The sequence below is a fragment of the Variovorax glucosi genome (assembly GCF_051216695.1).
GTDB lineage: Bacteria > Pseudomonadota > Gammaproteobacteria > Burkholderiales > Burkholderiaceae_C > Variovorax.
On the sequence record NZ_JBPJZE010000001.1, the window covers coordinates 894462 to 912751 of the forward strand.

The 18290-nt window shown below is 64.9% G+C and carries 17 protein-coding genes; 8 read left to right on the forward strand and 9 right to left on the reverse strand.

The window, feature by feature from the left end:
- Positions 1 to 14 precede the first annotated feature (14 nt).
- Genes ACSFA3_RS04300 through bglX form a run of 3 tightly spaced genes read right to left on the reverse strand, consistent with a single transcriptional unit; the run spans position 15 to position 4339 of the window.
- Positions 15 to 530, reverse strand: a complete 516-nt coding sequence (locus ACSFA3_RS04300; RefSeq protein ID WP_435504153.1) for an SET domain-containing protein — start codon at positions 528 to 530, stop codon at positions 15 to 17.
- A gap of 22 nt (positions 531 to 552) precedes the next feature.
- The gene (locus tag ACSFA3_RS04305) at positions 553 to 1974 is read right to left on the reverse strand and encodes a CoA transferase (protein WP_435504154.1); all 1422 of its coding nucleotides are present in this window, start codon (positions 1972 to 1974) and stop codon (positions 553 to 555) included.
- Positions 1975 to 2005: 31 nt separating this feature from the next.
- Complete coding sequence (gene bglX, locus ACSFA3_RS04310; protein WP_435504155.1) at positions 2006 to 4339, reverse strand: beta-glucosidase BglX; 2334 nt, start codon at positions 4337 to 4339, stop codon at positions 2006 to 2008.
- Positions 4340 to 4520: 181 nt separating this feature from the next.
- On the opposite strand from bglX, the gene ACSFA3_RS04315 reads away from it, so the two are divergent.
- Complete coding sequence (locus ACSFA3_RS04315; protein ID WP_435504156.1) at positions 4521 to 6158, forward strand: glucan biosynthesis protein G; 1638 nt, start codon at positions 4521 to 4523, stop codon at positions 6156 to 6158.
- A gap of 3 nt (positions 6159 to 6161) precedes the next feature.
- On the opposite strand, the gene ACSFA3_RS04320 is transcribed toward ACSFA3_RS04315, so the two are convergent.
- Genes ACSFA3_RS04320 through ACSFA3_RS04330 form a run of 3 tightly spaced genes read right to left on the reverse strand, consistent with a single transcriptional unit; the run spans position 6162 to position 8107 of the window.
- On the reverse strand, positions 6162 to 6608 hold the full coding sequence (locus ACSFA3_RS04320) for an SRPBCC family protein (RefSeq protein WP_435504157.1): 447 nt from the start codon (positions 6606 to 6608) through the stop codon (positions 6162 to 6164).
- A 43-nt stretch (positions 6609 to 6651) separates the two neighbouring features.
- On the reverse strand, positions 6652 to 7290 hold the full coding sequence (locus tag ACSFA3_RS04325; RefSeq protein ID WP_435504158.1) for a 3-oxoacid CoA-transferase subunit B: 639 nt from the start codon (positions 7288 to 7290) through the stop codon (positions 6652 to 6654).
- A 1-nt stretch (position 7291) separates the two neighbouring features.
- Positions 7292 to 8107: a CoA transferase subunit A gene (locus ACSFA3_RS04330; protein ID WP_435504159.1), complete on the reverse strand. Its 816-nt coding sequence runs from the start codon at positions 8105 to 8107 to the stop codon at positions 7292 to 7294.
- A gap of 84 nt (positions 8108 to 8191) precedes the next feature.
- Between ACSFA3_RS04330 and ACSFA3_RS04335 the strand changes: the two genes are divergently transcribed.
- The 3 genes from ACSFA3_RS04335 to ACSFA3_RS04345 all read left to right on the forward strand — a co-directional run bounded on the left by ACSFA3_RS04335 (position 8192) and on the right by ACSFA3_RS04345 (position 10878).
- The gene (locus tag ACSFA3_RS04335) at positions 8192 to 8773 is read left to right on the forward strand and encodes a LuxR C-terminal-related transcriptional regulator (RefSeq protein ID WP_435504160.1); all 582 of its coding nucleotides are present in this window, start codon (positions 8192 to 8194) and stop codon (positions 8771 to 8773) included.
- Between the two features lie 82 nt (positions 8774 to 8855).
- Positions 8856 to 9935: an SDR family oxidoreductase gene (locus tag ACSFA3_RS04340; protein WP_435504161.1), complete on the forward strand. Its 1080-nt coding sequence runs from the start codon at positions 8856 to 8858 to the stop codon at positions 9933 to 9935.
- Positions 9936 to 10008: 73 nt separating this feature from the next.
- Positions 10009 to 10878 (forward strand): LysR family transcriptional regulator, encoded by an 870-nt coding sequence (locus ACSFA3_RS04345; RefSeq protein WP_435504162.1) that lies wholly within the window; start codon positions 10009 to 10011, stop codon positions 10876 to 10878.
- Between the two features lie 5 nt (positions 10879 to 10883).
- On the opposite strand, the gene ACSFA3_RS04350 is transcribed toward ACSFA3_RS04345, so the two are convergent.
- A complete protein-coding gene (locus tag ACSFA3_RS04350; RefSeq protein WP_435504163.1) occupies positions 10884 to 11315 on the reverse strand; it encodes a VOC family protein in 432 nt (143 codons plus the stop codon).
- A gap of 187 nt (positions 11316 to 11502) precedes the next feature.
- On the opposite strand from ACSFA3_RS04350, the gene ACSFA3_RS04355 reads away from it, so the two are divergent.
- From ACSFA3_RS04355 to ACSFA3_RS04365, 3 genes are read left to right on the forward strand one after another with little or no spacing between them, the layout of a single operon-like run.
- Positions 11503 to 13098, forward strand: a complete 1596-nt coding sequence (locus tag ACSFA3_RS04355) for an OpgD/OpgG family glucan biosynthesis protein (RefSeq protein ID WP_435504164.1) — start codon at positions 11503 to 11505, stop codon at positions 13096 to 13098.
- A 34-nt stretch (positions 13099 to 13132) separates the two neighbouring features.
- Positions 13133 to 14167, forward strand: a complete 1035-nt coding sequence (locus ACSFA3_RS04360) for an alpha/beta hydrolase family protein (RefSeq protein ID WP_435504165.1) — start codon at positions 13133 to 13135, stop codon at positions 14165 to 14167.
- A 20-nt stretch (positions 14168 to 14187) separates the two neighbouring features.
- Entirely contained in the window at positions 14188 to 15177 is a 990-nt protein-coding gene (locus ACSFA3_RS04365) for a VTT domain-containing protein (protein WP_435504166.1), read from the forward strand.
- On the opposite strand, the gene ACSFA3_RS04370 is transcribed toward ACSFA3_RS04365, so the two are convergent.
- Together ACSFA3_RS04370 and ACSFA3_RS04375 are read right to left on the reverse strand one after the other, a co-directional pair.
- Entirely contained in the window at positions 15164 to 15604 is a 441-nt protein-coding gene (locus ACSFA3_RS04370) for an FKBP-type peptidyl-prolyl cis-trans isomerase (protein WP_435504167.1), read from the reverse strand. The genes ACSFA3_RS04365 and ACSFA3_RS04370 overlap by 14 nt on opposite strands.
- Before the next feature lie 79 nt (positions 15605 to 15683).
- Complete coding sequence (locus tag ACSFA3_RS04375) at positions 15684 to 16724, reverse strand: helix-turn-helix domain-containing protein (protein WP_435504168.1); 1041 nt, start codon at positions 16722 to 16724, stop codon at positions 15684 to 15686.
- A gap of 176 nt (positions 16725 to 16900) precedes the next feature.
- On the opposite strand from ACSFA3_RS04375, the gene eat reads away from it, so the two are divergent.
- Positions 16901 to 18283: an ethanolamine permease gene (eat, locus tag ACSFA3_RS04380; RefSeq protein ID WP_435504169.1), complete on the forward strand. Its 1383-nt coding sequence runs from the start codon at positions 16901 to 16903 to the stop codon at positions 18281 to 18283.
- Positions 18284 to 18290: the final 7 nt, after the last annotated feature.

Sequence of the window (18290 nt, forward strand, 5' to 3'; positions counted from 1 at the left end):
GACGGGCGCTCGTTCTAGGCCGGCTTGGAAAAGATGTCCACGGGTGCCTCGACCGGCGCTTCGACGGGTGCGAGCATCGTGCCGCGACAGTCCGGCGATCCGCAGTGGCACGGATAGTCGGAAGCCGGCGATCCATCGTCCGCGGTGAGGCAGTAGTCGATGAAGAGTTCATCTCCCGCCTCCACCGCGACCAGTGTCTGGAAGCGCAGCAGCAGCTTGCCGGAAGCGTCGTATTCCTCGACCGCTTCGCAGTTTGGCGCGCACGAATGATTCAGGTGGCGCGTGCCGTTGCCGCCCTTGGCGCCGTCGATCGTTTCGCCGCTCGACAGAGTGAAAAGATAGGTCAGCTGGTTGTTCCAGTCCTTGGCCGCCACCTGTTCTGCCGTGTAACGCCGGCCTTCGTACAGGCCGAGGAAGGTGTCGGCGGGCAGGTCGCGGTTGGCATAGGCGCCGAGGCCGTGAACCGCGCTGTCGGCGATGCGAAGGAAAGGCGTGGACGAGAGGGGGTCGCGGGATTTTTTGGTGGTCATGGTGTTGGGGGTGCGTAACCGTTCAAGCGTCGGGCCATGATGGCGGATGGCTACCGGGCGGCATCGATGGTCGCGCGACTTGCTTGACTTGCGTTGGCTGCATGGATCGTGCCGCCCCAGCCGCGTGCGCGGCGTGACGCAGTGCTGCAAGCTCGCCGAAACCCGAAGCGGTCGTTTCGACGTAGGGCGCTCGGTCCGGCACGAGCGTCGCCAGCCCGCCCGGCACGCGACCCAGGCTGCGCAGCCACTGCCCGGTCTGTGCCAGCGAGAGCTTGACCTCCCAGCTGCCGCCCTCCTGCTGCTGACGGCAAAGCGCAACGGCGGTGCAGAAGGCGATCAGGAAGCCGGTCGCCTCGTCGAGGATCTGCATCGGCAGCGGTCGCGGCTTGCCATCGCCGGCCGCTTCGCCTTCGGCCTGGTTGAATCCCATCGCCGTCTGCACGAGGGAATCGAAACCGCGCCGGTCGGCCCACGGGCCCTGCGTGCCGTAGGCGCTGAGTGAGACGTAGACGATGCCGGGACGCAACTTCGCCACCGCATGCGAGCCGAAGCCGAGGTCGTAAAGACCTCCTGGCCGGTAGCCCTGCACGAACACATGTGCATCGGCTATCAGGCGTTGCAACGCGGCGCGTCCTTCCGCTGTCTTCAGATCGACATGCGTCGACAGCTTGCCGCGGCTGGTGTCGGCGATGGCGGCAATGTTCGGCAACAGCGGCGAATTCACCAGCAGCACTTCGGCGCCATGCTCTGCCAGCGTGCGACCGCCGACCGGACCGGCCAGGATGCGCGTGAGGTCGAGCACGCGCACGCCGGCAAGCGGTCGGGCAACGCCGTCATCCGTTCCTGCAATTGGCGGCAAGGTCAGCGGCTCCGCCTCGCCGATACGCTCAATCGTGAACAGCGGCTGCGTGCGCAAGGCCTGTCCCTGCAGCGTGGCATCCCACTCGTCGAAGCTGCGTAGCGCGGTGACGACAAGGCCTTTTTCGGCGGCCGCCTCCTCGAAGTCGAGCGCGCTCCAATTACTCAGTGCGCGCTCGACATCATTCTTTTTCGACGTCGCCGGGTCGAGCCCCAGCAGCTGCAACGCTCCCTCGCGGTGATGGCTGAAATTCGCGTGGATGCGCACGTAGCCGTCGGCGCAGCGATAAAGCCCGGAGAACGCATCCCACAGATCCGGCGCGACGCCGTCGATGCTGAACCAGCCTGTGGCCTCGACGGCAGCGTGCGTCATGTCGACGCTCAGTCGCGGCATCGTCAACCCGCGCAGACGGCCGAGCTCCCATGCAGCCAGCGCGGCGGCGGCGACGGTGGTCTGCGCTGCAGTGCCGACCGCGAACGACGAAGGAAACACCGGGTCTGCACCGGTCAGGTCTACTGAATTGAGCGCATCGGCGGACAGGCCGCTCTGCAACCAGAGTTCTCGCAAGACGTCGATGGGGTTCATGGCCGCGCCCTCCTGGATTTCCGTACCGGCATTACTGCAGGACAAAACCTTGCTGCCTGACCGTTTGCGAATCGAGGCCGATCTGCACATTGAACTGTCCGGGTTCAGCGACGTTCTTCAGATCGGCATTGAAGAACTTCAGCTTATCCTCGCCGATGCTGAACCGCAGCACCTTCTCCTCGCCGGGCTGCAGCATCAGCTTGCGGAAATCCTTGAGTTCCTTCACCGGCCGCACCACCGACGCGGCAACGTCCTGTATGTAGAGCTGCACGACCGTCTCACCCGCACGGCGGCCCACGTTCTTCACCGTCACAGCCGCTTCGATCCTGCCGCCGCGCGCCATCGTCGGCGCGGACAGCACCACATCGGACAGCGCAAATTCGGTGTAGCTCAAGCCGTAGCCGAATGGGTACAGCGGACCGGTGACTTCCTCGAAATACTGCGATGTGTAGTTGCCCGGCTTGCCTTCGGTGAACGGTCGACCGAGGCGCGCATGGTTGTAGTAGGTCGGTATCTGGCCGACCGAGCGAGGGAACGAGATCGGCAGCTTGCCGGACGGGTTGTAGTCGCCGAAAAGCACTTCTGCGATGGCGTGACCGCCCTCCATGCCCGTATACCAGGTCTCCAAAATCGCGTCGGCTTCCTTCTGCTCGCGCTGCAGTGCCAGCGGCCTGCCGTTCATCAGCACCAGAACCAGCGGTTTGCCGGTGGCCTTGAGCGCGACGATGAGGTCGCGCTGGCTCTGCGGCAGATCGAGGCTGGTGCGGCTGGACGATTCGTGCGACATGCCGCGCGATTCGCCGACCGCAGCGACGATCACGTCGGCCTGCGCGGCAATCCTGACCGCTTCCGCGATCATCTCGGCCGGCGCGCGCTTGTCCTGCGTGACTTCCGGCGCGTCCCAGTTCAGGTAATTCAGGTAGGTGACGATCGCTTCGTCGCCCGTGATGTTGGCGCCGCGCGCATGCAGCACGCGGCCCTGCGTACCGACTGCCGCTTTCAGGCCGGTCAGCAGCGTGACGGCGTTCCTGTTGTTGCCGGCAGCCGACCAGCTGCCCAGCATGTCGATCGGCGCATCGGTCAGCGGACCGACCAGTGCGATGGTCTTCGACTTCGACAGCGGCAATGTCGCGTTGCGGTTCTCCAGCAGCACCATCGACTTGCGGGCCACATCGCGCGCTTCCGGGCGATGCAGCCGGCTCTCGGCGTCGAGCTCCGGCGGATCGTCCTTGGCCACGCCGATGCGCAGGTACGGGTCGTGGAACAGTCCCATGTCGTACTTGGCGCCGAGCACTTCGCGCACCGCGTTGTCGATCTCGCGCGTCGTCACCTCGCCGGACTTCACCAGCCCTGGCAATTCATTGAGATAGACCGAATCGGCCATGCTGAGGTCGATGCCATTCCTGATAGCCAGCTTCGCCGCTTCGCGCTCGTCCTTGGCCACGCCGTGGCGCATCAGCTCGACGATGGCGCCGTGGTCGCTCACCGTCACGCCTTTGAAGCCCCAGTCCTTCCGCAGCAGGTCCTGCATCAGCCAGGTGTTCGACGTGGCCGGCACGCCGTTGATCGAGTTGAGCGCGACCATCACGCCGCCCGCACCCGCGTCGATGGCGGCGCGGTACGGCGGGAGGTAATCGTTGTACATGCGCATCGGGCTCATGTCGACCGTGTTGTAGTCGCGCCCGCCTTCGACCGCGCCGTACAGCGCGAAGTGCTTGACGCTGGTCATGATGCGGTCGGCCGGCACCGGCAGCGTGCCCTGGAAACCCCTGACCGTGGCGCGGGCGATTTCGGAGACCAGATACGGATCTTCGCCGAAGCCTTCCGAGGTGCGGCCCCAGCGCGGATCGCGCGCGATGTCGACCATCGGCGCGAAGGTCATGTCGATCGAATCGCCGGCCGCCTCCATCGCGGCGGTGCGCGCCATCAGGCCGATCGCGTCCATGTCCCAGCTCGACGCCAGGCCGAGCCCGATCGGGAAGGTCGTGCGGTGGCCGTGGATCACGTCATAGGCGAAGAACATCGGGATCTTCAGGCGCCCGCTCTTCACCGCCGCATCCTGCAGCAGCCGGTTGTGCGGCCTGTTGACCGAGTTGAACGTACCGCCGACGCGGCCGGCCGCGATCTCTTTCGCGAGCTGGTCGATCGGCATTTCGGGGCCGATGCTGATCAGGCGCAGCTGGCCGATCTTCTCGTCGAGCGTCATCCGCCCGACCAGATCGGCGACGAAGGCGCTCTTGTCTTTCAGGAGCGGGCTGCGGGATGGCGAGTTCTGCAAGGGCTGCGCCTGCGCGAACACGAGCGGACTGACGAGGCCGGCCACGAGGACCAACCGGCGGGACATCTTCATTCGTGCGACTTTCATGGTCATTTCGGAGCGATGCTAAGCTAAGGTACGAGAGCCGCAGTGCTCGCGCCGACGCAAGTACGGCGGCCTCGATCCAACGTATCGGCCTCGCGCCACACCCACTGGCAGGAACATTGCTTCCCTGTCTTTCGGCAACCAAGTGCAACGCTTTTGCACATCTTCATCCTGGAACCGCTCCATGAATCTCCGCATCGCATCCCGCAAGAAGAAGTCCACGGCACCGGTCGCATGCCTCGCCGTCTCGCTCGCTCTGCTCTGCGCCGGACAAGTCCAGGCCTTTTCTCTCGACGACGTCACGGCACGGGCCAAGGCGCTGGTCGACAAACCGTATGTCGCGCCGGTCAGCAACCTGCCGCCTGTGTTCAGCAGCATGCAGTTTGCCGATTACCAGAAGATGCAGCCGCGCGGCGACCGCTTCGAATGGCGCGACCAGCAGACGCCGTTCAAGCTCAATTTCTATCACCAGGGCATGCACTTCAATGCGCCGGTGCGCATCAATGAAATCAGCGAAGGCGGGGTGAACGAGATCAAGTACGACGCCGATCGTTTCGACTTCGGAAATCTCACGTTCGACAAGGGCGCAACGAGCGCGCTCGGCTACGCCGGTTTCAGGGTGCTCTACCCGATCAACCAGGCGGGCAAGGACGACGAGATCATGAGCTTCCTCGGCGCGAGCTACTTCCGCGTCGTAGGTAAGGGTCAGGCGTACGGCCTGTCGGCGCGCGGGCTCGCCATCGACACGGCACCGCCGGGCGGTGAGGAATTCCCGAACTTCCGCGAGTTCTGGGTGCAACGACCGACTGGGCAGGAAACGCAGCTCGTCATCTACGCGCTGCTCGATTCCCCGCGCGCGACCGGCGCCTACCAGTTCATCGTCACGCCCGGCGGCCGGGATGCGGTCGTCGACGTGCAGGCCAACGTGTTCGCGCGCAGCGACATCAAGACGCTCGGCGTCGCACCGCTGACCAGCATGTTCCTGTACGGCCCGAGCCAGCAGTCGAACCTCAAGCGCAATTTCCGGCCGGCCATCCACGACTCGAACGGGCTGGCGATACATACCGGCAACGGCGAATGGCTGTGGCGTCCGCTGAACAATCCGGCAACGCTGGCGATCAGCACGTTCCAGGTCGAGAACCTCAAGGGCTTCGGGCTGCTGCAGCGCGGCCGCGAGTTCTCGCGCTTCGAGGACCTGAAGGACCGCTACGACCTGCGCCCGAGCGCCTGGATCGAGCCGCAGGGCAACTGGGGCAAGGGCAAGGTCACGCTGATGGAGATACCGACGCCCGACGAGACCAACGACAACATCGTCGCCTACTGGACGCCCGACGCGCCGGTGGTCAAGGGCCAGCAGATGCAGTTCGCCTACCGCATGCACTGGACCAGCGACGAATCCGCGCTGCACGGTTCGGACAACGGCTGGGTGCGCCAGACTTTCCACACCGACGGCGAACAGTTGCAGGCCAACCTGATCCGCAAGCTGGACGGCAGCACGGCCTTCCTGATCGACTTCGAAGGCCCGGTGCTGTCCAGGCTGCCGGTCGACACACCCGTGACTTCGAAGATCAGCGTCGGCGACAACGCGGAGTTGCTGGAGAGCGTGCTGGAGCGCAATCCTGCGATCAGAGGCTGGCGCCTGACGTTGCGGGTGAAGGTGAAGAACCCGACGCAACCGGTCGAAATGCGCGCGGCGTTGGCGCAGGGCGACAAGCCGCTGACCGAAACCTGGAGCTATCAGTTGCCGCCCGTACCGGCGGTGCCGGTGCCGAAGGCTGCTGCGGAGCCGCTGGCTACGCCGGCGGACAAGCCGGCGCCTTGACCCTCAACCCGGAATCTCGGGCTCCACCAGCAAGGCCAGCTGTGCCAGCGACTCCTGCCACCCGAGATAGCACATCTCCAGTGGAATCGTGTCCGGAATGCCGGACTGGGAGACGCTCAGTTCGGTTCCGCAAATGACCGGCTCGAGTGAGATCGTCACCTCGATCGTGCCTGGCAGATTCGGGTCGTCGAACCTGTCTATGTAGCGGATACGCGCGTCCGGCACGAGTTCGAGATACTCGCCACCGAAAGAATGCGCGGCACCACTGCCGAAGTTCCGGAACGACATCCTGAAGGTGCCGCCGACGCGGGCGTCCAGATGGTCGACTGTGCAGGTGAAGCCGTACGGCGGCAGCCACTTTGCCAGCGCGGCCGCCTCTAGAAACGCACGATAGACCTTTGCGGACGGCGCGCGAAGGACCCGGTGAAGACGGACGGTACGGTCGGTCATTGGAATCTCCTTCAACTGAACGTCCGAGCGTATTCCGCCGGAATCATTCGATCAACGCCACACCCGTCTTCGCCTGCAGCGCCTCGAAACTCACGCCGTCCGCCAGCTCCACGACCTTCAAGCCCTCGGGCGTCACGTCCATCACCGCCAGATCCGTGATGATCCGGTCGACCACGCCGACACCCGTTAGCGGCAGCGTGCACTCGGGCAGGATCTTCATGTCTTCCGTGCCGTCCTTCTTCTTCGCGACGTGCTCCATCAGGATGATCACGCGCTTGACGCCGGCGACGAGGTCCATCGCGCCGCCCATGCCCTTGACCATCTTGCCGGGAATCATCCAGTTGGCGAGATCGCCCTTCTCGCTGACCTGCATGGCGCCGAGGATGGACAGGTTGATCTTGCCGCCGCGGATCATCGCGAAGCTGTCGTGGCTGCCGAAGATCGCGCTGCCTGGGATCGTCGTCACGGTCTGCTTACCGGCGTTGATGAGGTCGGCGTCGACCATGTCTTCGGTCGGGAAGGCACCGATGCCGAGCATGCCGTTCTCGCTCTGCAGCCACACTTCCTTGTCGCCGACGAAATTGGCGACCAGCGTCGGGATGCCGATGCCGAGATTCACGTAGAAGCCGTCTTCGAGTTCCTGCGCCGCACGCGCGGCCATCTGATCTTGGGTCCAGGGCATCTCAGGCTCCTTCTTGTTTGTTGACTGGCACGGTAGGAACGGGCAATTCGTCGATGGCGGCAGCTTGTGCGATCACGACCTGCGCCTCGACCTTCGCGGCTTCGACATCGACCGGCGCTGCGGCACTCACGGTTCGCTTCTCGATGCGCTTCTCGGGGTTGGCGTTCAGCACGATGCGGTGCACGTAGATGCCCGGCAGGTGAATATCGTCCGGTGCGATCTCGCCGGTTTCGACGATCTTCTCGACCTCGACGATGCAGATCTTGCCGGCCATCGCTGCAGCCGGGTTGAAGTTGCGCGCCGTGAGCCGGAAACGCAGATTGCCGGACTTGTCGGCGGTGTGGGCCTTGACCAGCGACACATCGGGAACGATGGAGCGTTCCATCACGTAGGTTTCGCCGTCGAACTCGCGCAGTTCCTTGCCCTCGGCGACCTGCGTGCCGACGCCGGTCTTGGTGAAGAAGGCCGGAATGCCCGCACCGCCGGCGCGCAACTTCTCGGCCAGCGTGCCCTGCGGTGTGAATTCGAGTTCGAGTTCGCCGGCCAGATACTGGCGTTCGAACTCCTTGTTCTCGCCGACGTAGCTGGCGACCATCTTCTTGATCTGGCGCGTGCCGAGCAGCTTGCCCAGCCCGAAGCCGTCGACGCCGGCATTGTTCGAAACGCAGGTCAGATTCTTGACGCCGGAATCGTGCAGCGCGTCGATCAGCGCCTCCGGAATGCCGCAGAGGCCGAAGCCGCCGACAGCCAGCGTTTGCCCGTCGGCGACGACGCCCTTGAGCGCCTCGTCGGCGGAGGAATAGATCTTGTTGGCCATGGGGTCGTGATCCTCGGTAATTTGGGGCTGAGGCCGAAACGATACTACGTACTTGCATACGTAGAAATTCGTAATGGAGACCCCGTGGAGACGATTGCCGTAGACACGATCGATTACCGGCTGGCCTTCGACCATGCGCCGGTCGGCATGGTGCTGTCGCGCGATCGCACCATGATCGACTGCAACCAGCGCCTGTGCGAGATGTTCGGCGCCACACGCGAGGCGCTGGTCGGCCAGTCCTTTCGCGTGCTGTACCCGAGCGCGGTCGAGTTCGAGCGCATCGGCCGGCGCATGGTGCCGCTTCTCAATGCCAGCGGGCGCTATGCCGACAACCGCATGATGCGGCGGCTCGGCGGCCTGCACGGCGCTTTCGCCGGCGAAACGTTCTGGTGCCATGTCTCCGGCCATGCGCTGAACCGCGAGATGCCGCACGAGGCCGGCATCTGGACCTTCGAGGATCTCGGCTCGCGCCGCACCGCGAAAGCGGAACTGACGCCGCGCGAACGCGAGGTCGCGGCGCAGGTGATGCGCGGGCTCACGTCGAAAGAGATCGGGCGCGAACTGGGCATCAGCCACCGCACGGTCGAACTGCATCGCGCGCGGCTGATGCGAAAGTACAGCGCGGCCACCACGGCGGAACTGGTGCAGAAGCTGATCGCGGGTTAGCGCCCGGCACCGCCGACCGCATGCGGTCGAGGGCCTTGCACGACGGCGCTGCACCGTTCGCGCATGAATGGGACCATCGCCCATGGAAAAAAAAGCTCTCATCGTCGGCGTAAGCGGCGTCATCGGCAACGCGTTGTCCGAACATCTTCTTGCCGAGGGATGGACCGTCTACGGTCTTTCTCGCGGTCGCACACCGGTCGCGTCAGGCTGCGTCCAGATCACCGCCGACCTCACTGACCCCGGACAGATCGCGAAGGCGCTCGATGGTCTCGACGTCAGGCAGGTCTTCTTCACGGCCTGGGCACGCCAGGCCACAGAAAAGGAGAACATTCGCGTCAACGGCGCCATGGTGCAGAACGTGCTCGACGCCGTCGGCCCCGTACTGCGTGGCGGTCATGCCGCGCTGGTCACCGGTCTCAAGCATTACCTCGGCCCGTTCGAGGCCTACGGCACCGGCAATGTGCCGCTGACGCCGTTCCGCGAGGAACAGGGCCGGCAGGAAGTCGACAACTTCTATTACGAGCAGGAAGACCGCCTGTTCGAAGCGGCAGCGCGCCACGGCTTCGGCTGGAGCGTGCACCGACCGCACACGATCATCGGCTACGCGGTCGGAAACGCCATGAACATGGGCGTGACGCTCGCGGCCTATGCAACGCTCTGCAAGGCCAACGGACAACCCTTCGTATTCCCCGGCTCCGCTGCGCAATGGGAAGGCCTGACCGACATGACCGACGCGCGTCTGCTCGCCCGCCATCTGGCCTGGGCCTCGCAGAGCCCCGCGGCGCGCAACGAGGACTTCAACGTTGTCAATGGCGACGTATTCCGCTGGCAATGGCTGTGGCTGCGCCTGGCGACGTACTTCGGTATCGAGTCCGCACCGTTCGACGGCACGGTGCGCCCGCTGGCGGAGCGCATGGCAGCGAGCCCGGCCGAATGGGATGCGATCGCGGCGCGCGACGGGTTGAAGGAAAGCGACCTCGGCAAGCTCGCATCGTGGTGGCACACGGACGCCGACCTGGGCCGTCCTATGGAAGTGCTGGCCGACATGACGAAGAGCCGCAAGGCCGGTTTTCTCGACTACCAGAGCACGGAGGATGCGTTCATCGATCTGTTCCGCAGGCTCGAGGTCGAGCGAGTGATCCCGGCCCGATCGCCGGCCTGATCCGCCCGTTTCCGACTCCGAGACGATCTTGATCGCCGCGGATTATTCGCCGGATAGGCGATAGGCTACGGCGATGATTGCCGAGTTAAAAACCTTCATCGCCGTCTGCCGCTATGGAACCTTTGCCTCCGCCGGGGAACGCATTGGTCTGACGCAGTCGGCTGTCAGCAGCCAGATCCGTCGGATTGAAGAACACCTGGGCTTTTCGCTTTTCGACAGGACCGGGCGGTCTGCCACGCTGAACTCGGCCGGTCAGACCGTGCTCGAGCGCTCGGAGGTCATCTGTGCGCTCTTCGCAAAGCTCGGAGAACCGGCCGATGAAGACTCGCCGCAAGGTCTGTTGCGTCTCGGCTCCATCGCGTCCGCTCAGCCGACGCTCGTCGCGCGCGCGATCGAAATTTTCAGGCGGACCTTCCCGCTCGTACGAATTCATATCTCGCCCGGCGTCTCGCTGCGGCTGATGGACGATCTCGATGCAGGAAACATCGATGTCGCCGTCACAATCCGCCCGCCGTTCGGCATTCCGCCCGACATGACGTGGCATACGCTGGTCAGCGAGCCTTTCGTACTGATCGTGCCCAAGGACGGATCCAAGCGAAAAGACTGGCGCGCGCTGATCGACGAACAGCCGTTTCTCCGCTACGACCGCGCATCGTTCGGCGGACGACTGGTCGAAAGTTTCCTCAGACGCCAGGGCATAACGCCCCGGGATGCGATCGAGCTCGACGAAATCTCCGGACTGATCCATCTCGTTTCGAAGGGACTGGGTGTTGCGCTGGCCCCGATGGTCGAGGCGCATCTGCCTCTGCCGGACGGCGTGCGTGCGGTATCTCTCGGCGAGCACACATTCCATCGGGAGATCGGACTGCTGCAACGCGGCAACCGCATGGACCCGCCGGTCGTCGCGCATTTCGCGCGATGCCTGGCGGAAGCTGCCGCCTGACGGCTCTACTTCGCGAACAGGGAGTTCAGGTCGGCAAACGACTTCATCTCGATGGCATTCCCGGACGGGTCGAGAAAGAACATCGTCGCCTGCTCGCCCGGCTCACCCTTGAAGCGGATGTACGGCTCGATCACGAACTCGGTCTTCTGCGCGATCAGTTTCTCGGCCATCGCCTGCCATTTGTCCATCGGCACGATCGCGCCGAAATGCCGCACCGGCACCTGGTGACCGTCGACGGCGCTGCTGGTCCTGTGGCCGCATTCGTCGGGCGCAAGGTGCGCGACGATCTGATGGCCATGGAAGTCGAAGTCGACCCACTCGGGAGAACTCCGGCCTTCGGGGCAGCCCAGGAGCTCGCCGTAGAACGCACGCGCTTCGGCGATGTCGCGGACCGGGAAAGCCAAGTGGAAGGGAATGCGCTGTGTAGAGTCGGTCATCGTTCTTGAGGTTTTTGGGGGTTTTGGGGTTGGAAAGACTCGACTCTATTGAAAAGTTCGCGTGACCGAAAACGATATATCTCCCTGCTGAGCAAGATTTTTTCCGATCCTCGCAGCGGGGGATGTGCTGGTTCACGAGCGGCGGTTGCCTACAGTCGAAAGACGCTGGAATCGGCACGATTCGGCGATGCTTCAAAGACGATCCTTCATCGCCGCCGGCGGCGCTTCCGCTGCGCTTGCTGCTCTCGGAATTCCCGCCGATGCATTTGCCGCCGGCGGACTCAAGCTCGGACAGCCCACACCGTTTTCCTTCGACCGGCTGACCGCCGAGGCCCGATCGATGGCTGCGCAGCCCTACGTTTCACTGAATACCTTGCCGGCGGACGTGCTTGACAAGATCGACTACGAGACGCACGGCAAGATCAGGTTCGACACCGACAGCGCACTCTTCAAGGACGGCCCCGGCGCATTCCCGGTCACCTTCTTCCACCTAGGCCGCTTCTTCTACACACCGGTGCACATGCACGTGCTGGAGAAAGCCGGCAGCGACGGCTCCGCGCGCGAGATCCTCTATGACCCGGACTATTTCGACATGCCTGCCGACAGCCCCGCGCGGCAGTTGCCGAAAGGCGCGGGATTTGCCGGCTTCCGATTTCAGGAAAGCCGGCTCGGCGACCCGTCGAAGCTCGACTGGCGCAAGAACGACTGGGTCGCGTTTCTTGGCGCCTCGTACTTCCGCGCCATTGGCGAGCTCTACCAGTACGGGCTGTCCGCGCGCGGTATCGCACTCGAAGTCGCCGTCCCCGACCGGCCGGAAGAGTTCCCGGCATTCACGCGTTTCTATTTCGAGCCGCCGAGCGACGGAAGCGACAAGGTCACGGTCTACGCCCTGCTCGAAGGTCCAAGCATCGCCGGCGCCTACAAATTCGTCATGCAACGCGGCAAATCGGTGCTGATGGACATCGATTGCCAACTGTTCGTGCGCAAGGACATCGCGCGCCTCGGCATCGCGCCGCTGACCTCGATGTACTGGTATTCCGAAACCGTCAAACCGGCCGGCGTCGACTGGCGCCCGGAAGTGCACGATTCCGACGGCCTGGCGATGTGGAGCGGTGCCGGCGAGCGCATCTGGCGTCCGCTCAACAATCCGACGCAGACGCGCGCCTCGGCATTCACCGACAACAGGCCGCTCGGCTTCGGCCTGCTGCAGCGCGATCGCGCTTTCGACCACTACCAGGACGGTGTCTTCTACGAAAAGCGACCCAGCCTGTGGGTCGAGCCGATCGGCGACTGGGGCCAGGGAGAAGTTCAACTGATCGAGATACCGACCGACGACGAGATCCACGACAACATCGTCGCGATGTGGGTGCCCAAGGCGCCCGCCGTGGCGGGATCGGCCTATGCGCTCAAGTACCGGCTGCACTGGACCGACGCCGAGCCTTTCCCGTCGCCGCTGGCGCGCTGCATCGCGACGCGCATCGGTCGTGGCGGTCAGCCCGGACAGCCGCGCCCCGCGGGTGTGCGCAAGTTCATGGTCGAGTTCATCGGTGCGCCGCTCGCGACCCTGCCCTTCGGCGTCAAGCCGGAAATCGTGCTGACGGCGTCGCGCGGCACTTTCTCGTACGTCTTCGCAGAGGCCGTGCCCAACGGCGTAGCGGGCCAGTGGCGCGCACAATTCGACTTCGCGTCCCAGGGCAGCGAGCCGGTCGACATGCGGCTTTTCCTGAAGAATGGCGACCAGACACTTTCGGAGACCTGGCTCTACCAGTACCAACCGTTCTAGGGCCATGCACATGCGACCGATCTGGAAAACAGCCTTGTCGGTCTGCTCTCTGGCTGCAGGTCTGATGGCGAATGCACCTGCGCTCGCCGCCGGCGACCTGCAAACCTGCCGACTGGCCGCATCACCGGATTGCTACTTCGGCTTCGACGCACCAGGCACTGGCGGCACTCTTCGCTATTACGCTTCGTTGCCAGCCCGCGCAAATGCCGCGAGCGCACCGATATCGGCCCTGATCGCCCTCCACGGCCACCCGCGCGATGCCGACAAGACGTTTGACGCGACGTTGAAGGCAGTACGTGGCGCCGACGCGATCGACCGGATCCTGGTCGTCGCTCCCGTGTTCCAGGTCGATGCCGACCGCTCGCGTGAATGCCGGACACCGGGCGTGCCGGCCGCCGTGCCCGGCGACGCGCTGTGGACTTGCGGCTCCTGGATGGAAGGCGGCCGTGCGAACACCGGACTGACGTCGTTCGCGGCGCTCGACGCGCTTGTTGCAGAAGTGGCGCGACAGTGGCCCAGCTTGCGCACCGTGACCGTCGCGGGCTTCTCGGCCGGCGCACAGATGGTCCAGCACTACATCGGCTTCGCGAACGTCGCTCGGGCAGCATCTCCAGGCGTTGCGATGCGCTACGTTGTCTCCGATCCGGGCACATGGCTCTACTTCGATGCGATGCGACCCCAACCGCCCGCCGCCGGCAGCTGCCCCGAAATCGATCGCTGGAAATACGGCACCGAAGCACTGCCCGCGTGGCTCGGGCGCGACGCAGCGACCGCGCGCCAGCGCTACGCGGAAGCAGACATCCACTACGTCGAAGGTGAACTCGACAGCGGCGACTCGAAGGGCACCTATTACCGGATCCTCGACAAATCCTGTGCCGCCATGGCCCAGGGCGCCGACCGTCTGCAGCGCGGCATCGCCTACGCAGCCTACGACCGCGCCGCACTGGCGCCTCAGAAGCAGCGACACGTCACGGTTGTGCCTGGCTGCGCTCACGACGTCGCCTGCGTCTTTCCGTCGCCGACCGCACGCGCGGCGCTGATCGGACCCTACGCGCTCCCGCAACGCTGAAGACGTTTAGATTCGACAGCATGGAGCAACTCATCTCGGCAGTCATGTCGCAACTCATGGTCCACGGCGTGACCGTGGTGTTCGTCGCGACCCTGCTCGCGCGACTCGGCGCTCCGATTCCGGCGTCGGCCGTGCTGGTCGTCGCGGGCGGGCTAATCGCCGCGGACCAGTTGCCGCTCGGCTCGATCGTCGTGGCCGCGATCCTGGCCAACCTGCTGGGCGACGCGGCCTGGTTCTACGCCGGGCGTTTTTTCGGCAACCGGGTGATGCGGCTGCTCTGCAAGATTTCGCTATCGCCCGACACCTGCGTGCGGCAGAGCGAATCGCTCATCACGCGCTGGGGTGGCAGCGCGCTGATCGCCGCCAAGTTCGTGCCCGGCGTCTCGGTGGTTGCGCCGCCGATGGCCGGCGCGCTGCACATGACGCTGCGGCGGTTCCTGGCATTCGACCTGCTGGCCGCCGCGATCTGGGTCGCCGCCTTCCTGATTCCCGGCTGGCTGTTCAGCGCTCAGATCGAAGTCGTGCTGGAAGCCATCACCGACGCCAGTTCGCTGGCGATGGTCGTGCTGCTGGTCGCCATCGCGGCTGCACTCGCATTGCGCTTCTGGCGCCGCCGCAACACGCTGATGGCGATCGGCGTGCCGCGCATCGGCATCGACGAACTGCACACGCTGATGGCGACAGACAAACCGCCACTGGTGATCGACGTTCGTTCGGAGGCAACGATGCACATCGACAGCCGGCGTATTCCCGGAGCGATCAACGTGCATCTGCAACAACTCAAATCCGGCAAGCCGCTGGCCGAACTGCTGCAGATCGCCGACTGGCCGACCGACCGCGAGATCGTGCTGTATTGCGACTGCCCGAATGAGGTCTCGGCAGCGATGGCCGCACAACTGCTAGCCGCGCGCGGCGCAACGAGCGCGCGGCCGCTGGCCGGCGGACTGGAAGCCTGGGTGGCTTCGGGACGAGCGACGACCGGCGTCGTCCCCGGCCTCAGCGTCCCTTGACCGAAATCAGCTCGATTTCGAAGTCCAGCGTCGCATTCGGCGGGATCACGCCGCCCGCTCCGCGCGCGCCATAGGCGATGGCCGGCGGGCAGGTCAGCTTGGCCTTTCCGCCGACCTTCATCTTCTGCACGCCTTCGGTCCAGCACGGGATCACGGCGTTAAGCAGGAATTCGGTGGGCTCGCCGCGCTTGTAGGAACTGTCGAATTCCTTGCCGCCTTCGGGGAAAGTGCCCTTGTAGTGGACCTTGACCGTGTCGGTGGCAGCCGGCGATGCGCCGGTGCCTTCCTTGAGCGACTGATAGATCAGGCCACTGGGCGTGGTGACGGCTTTGGCCGGCGCTTGCGCCCAGGCGGCGGATGGCAGTACGAACAGAGCGGCAGCAGCAGCGGCGATGGCGGCGATGGCGGCGTTAGGAAGGATTCGCATGGAAAGATGGTCTCGAAGATTGGAATCGCCATTATTGCCATGCCGGCCCTTACGGAAACTTGCATGAACGATGCTCGCGTCAGTGATGCTGGCGTGCCAGACGCAGGGTCTCCGACGGCAGCTCGCCGAACAGCGTCTTGTACGCGTGCGAAAAGCGGCCCATGTGGAAGAAGCCCCATTGCGCTGCGACGTCCTGCACCTTGGTTTCGCAAGCCGTCGCGCGCAGGCGGCGGCGGCAGGCGTTGAGTCGCACCGCGCGCAGGAATTCGGTCGGCGACTCGCCCACCGCGCCCTGGAAGTGATTGAGCAGGGTGCGCGGCGTCACGTGCAGCCGGTCGCACAGCGCGTCGACCGTGAGGTCGTGGTTCACCGGATCGCTGGCCAGCGACCGCGCAGCCATCACGACCTGCAGCCGCCGCTGCGAGGTCCGGTCGACCTCTTCGCGCTCCGGCGATCGCTCGACATCGCCGAGCAGGCCGAGCAGCTGGTCGGTCAGCGTCCGCAAGGCCGTGCGGCCCCACTGCAATGCGATCTCTTCGCTGGCACCGAGGGCGAGCATCGACTCGATGGTCTGGCACAGCGCGGCATGGCGTTGCGCGGACAGCACGGTGGCATGCACGGAAAGCCCGGTCGCGGCAGGCCGCAGCGGCGTCCGGGTTCCCAGGCGTTCGAGTTCGCCGCCCATCCACTCCTCGTCGATGACGACGCCGTAGATGCCGAAGTGGCGCGGCGTGCGCAGCGCGAAGCCGTCGTCGGCCCGGGCGGACAGCACGCGGCGCTCGCGTTCCAGCGGCTGTGTGCGGCCGCAAAAATGCAGCGGCGCGTGATTGGCTGCGTCGGGCACGCCGAACCAGATGGCACCGCGCCACGGCAGGCAACGCTGGCTGGTCTGCTGGCCGGTGTGCTCGTGGAACACCTGCAGACGAGGCGCGTCCACGCACAGTTCGCGCACCGCCCCCGTGAAGGCGCCGCACGAGAGCTGGTCGTATTCCTGGTGCCATGCCGAGATGTGCGTCGCATGCTCGTCCACGTCGCGGCTCGCACGCTCTACGTAGCGCGCGCGCGCCGCAGCAGTGCAATCGTCGCGGACGACGAAGGAAGACGGTTCGTTGGCAGACATGACGACCGGCCTGCAAGCAAGAGCGGTGCCACTGCGACCCGGCTGGCAAGCTGCCAAACCGCAATGACGCCGCACGGCGATGCCTCGGCCGCTCCCGTCTTTTTCCGATTCCGGATAGAACAATGACTGTCGCATGGGTCGAATACGGGTCATCACAGTTCCGACAGGAAAGCACCATGAGTTCCAGCAGCCCGGCCAACGGCCATCTGAAGAAAGTCCTGGGCCCGTTCCAGCTCTGGGGCATCGCCGTAGGACTGGTCATCTCCGGCGAGTATTTCGGCTGGAGCTACGGCTGGAACACCGCCGGCACGTTGGGCTTCCTGGTCGCCACCGTGCTCGTGGCGACGATGTACACGACCTTCATCTTCAGCTTCACCGAACTGTCGACCGCGATCCCGCATGCCGGCGGGCCCTTCGCCTATGCGCGCCGCGCTTTCGGCCCGACCGGCGGTTTCGTGGCCGGTTTCGCGACGCTGGTCGAATTCGTCTTCGCGCCGCCGGCCATCGCGCTGGCCATCGGCGCGTACCTCAACGTGCAGTTTCCAAGCGTCAACCCGAAGTATTTCGCGCTCGGCGCCTATGTGATCTTCATCGCTCTGAACTGGGCCGGCGTGGGAATTGCAGCGGCGTTCGAGCTTTTCGTGACGCTGCTCGCCATCTTCGAGCTGCTGATGTTCATGGGCGTGGTCACGCCGGGCTGGTCATGGTCCAACTTCACGGCCAACGGCTGGGCTGGCGGCGAGGTACTGAATGGCGCGGCCGTCTCGGGCATCTTCGCGTCGATACCGTTCGCGATCTGGTTCTTCCTCGCCATCGAAGGCGCGGCCATGGCCGCTGAAGAAGCGAAAGATCCACACCGCACCATCCCGCTCGCCTACACCACCGGCATCGTCACGCTCGTAGTGCTGGCCTTCGGCGTGATGATCTTCGCGGGCGGCGTGGGCGACTGGCGCAAGCTGGCCAACATCAACGACCCGCTGCCGCAAGCCATGAAGGTGGTCGTCGGCGAGAACAGCGGCTGGCTGCACATGCTGGTGTGGATCGGCCTCTTCGGCCTCATCGCGTCCTTCCACGGCATCATCATGGGCTACTCGCGCCAGATCTTCGCGCTGGCCCGCGCCGGCTATCTGCCGAAGTATTTCGCCGGCCTGAGCCCGCGCTTCGGTACGCCGCACCGCGCGCTGCTGGCCGGCGGCGTGATCGGCGTAGTGGCGATCTTCAGTGACGAGCTGATCAGCTTCGGCGGCCAGACGCTCACCGCCAACATCGTGACCATGGCAGTGCTCGGCGCGATCGTGATGTACCTGATGTCGATGGCCGCGCTATTCAGGCTGCGCCGCAGCGAGCCCAACCTGCTGCGTACCTATCGCGCACCTTTTTACCCGGCGTTCCCGGCCATCGCCTTCGTGCTCGGCTTGGTGTGCCTGGGTGCGATGGTCTGGTTCAACACCCTGCTGACGGTGCTGTTCCTGGTGCTGATGGCACTGGCATATTGCTACTTCCTGGCGACCGGCGCACAGCGCAGGGCCGCCGCACCGGACGAGATGCTGTCCACCTGAAGGAAAG

What these genes read in the sequence shown, in the direction of transcription:
- ACSFA3_RS04330 (WP_435504159.1), bottom strand. Translation starts at nt 8,107, where the DNA reads ATGGCCAACAAGATCTATTCCTCCGCCGACGAGGCGCTCAAGGGCGTC.
- ACSFA3_RS04355 (WP_435504164.1), top strand. Translation starts at nt 11,503, where the DNA reads ATGCTTCAAAGACGATCCTTCATCGCCGCCGGCGGCGCTTCCGCTGCG.
- ACSFA3_RS04365 (WP_435504166.1), top strand. Translation starts at nt 14,188, where the DNA reads ATGGAGCAACTCATCTCGGCAGTCATGTCGCAACTCATGGTCCACGGC.
- ACSFA3_RS04350 (WP_435504163.1), bottom strand. Translation starts at nt 11,315, where the DNA reads ATGACCGACTCTACACAGCGCATTCCCTTCCACTTGGCTTTCCCGGTC.
- ACSFA3_RS04345 (WP_435504162.1), top strand. Translation starts at nt 10,009, where the DNA reads ATGATTGCCGAGTTAAAAACCTTCATCGCCGTCTGCCGCTATGGAACC.
- ACSFA3_RS04340 (WP_435504161.1), top strand. Translation starts at nt 8,856, where the DNA reads ATGGAAAAAAAAGCTCTCATCGTCGGCGTAAGCGGCGTCATCGGCAAC.
- ACSFA3_RS04300 (WP_435504153.1), bottom strand. Translation starts at nt 530, where the DNA reads ATGACCACCAAAAAATCCCGCGACCCCCTCTCGTCCACGCCTTTCCTT.
- ACSFA3_RS04315 (WP_435504156.1), top strand. Translation starts at nt 4,521, where the DNA reads ATGAATCTCCGCATCGCATCCCGCAAGAAGAAGTCCACGGCACCGGTC.
- bglX (WP_435504155.1), bottom strand. Translation starts at nt 4,339, where the DNA reads ATGAAAGTCGCACGAATGAAGATGTCCCGCCGGTTGGTCCTCGTGGCC.
- ACSFA3_RS04325 (WP_435504158.1), bottom strand. Translation starts at nt 7,290, where the DNA reads ATGCCCTGGACCCAAGATCAGATGGCCGCGCGTGCGGCGCAGGAACTC.
- eat (WP_435504169.1), top strand. Translation starts at nt 16,901, where the DNA reads ATGAGTTCCAGCAGCCCGGCCAACGGCCATCTGAAGAAAGTCCTGGGC.
- ACSFA3_RS04375 (WP_435504168.1), bottom strand. Translation starts at nt 16,724, where the DNA reads ATGTCTGCCAACGAACCGTCTTCCTTCGTCGTCCGCGACGATTGCACT.
- ACSFA3_RS04320 (WP_435504157.1), bottom strand. Translation starts at nt 6,608, where the DNA reads ATGACCGACCGTACCGTCCGTCTTCACCGGGTCCTTCGCGCGCCGTCC.
- ACSFA3_RS04370 (WP_435504167.1), bottom strand. Translation starts at nt 15,604, where the DNA reads ATGCGAATCCTTCCTAACGCCGCCATCGCCGCCATCGCCGCTGCTGCT.
- ACSFA3_RS04305 (WP_435504154.1), bottom strand. Translation starts at nt 1,974, where the DNA reads ATGAACCCCATCGACGTCTTGCGAGAACTCTGGTTGCAGAGCGGCCTG.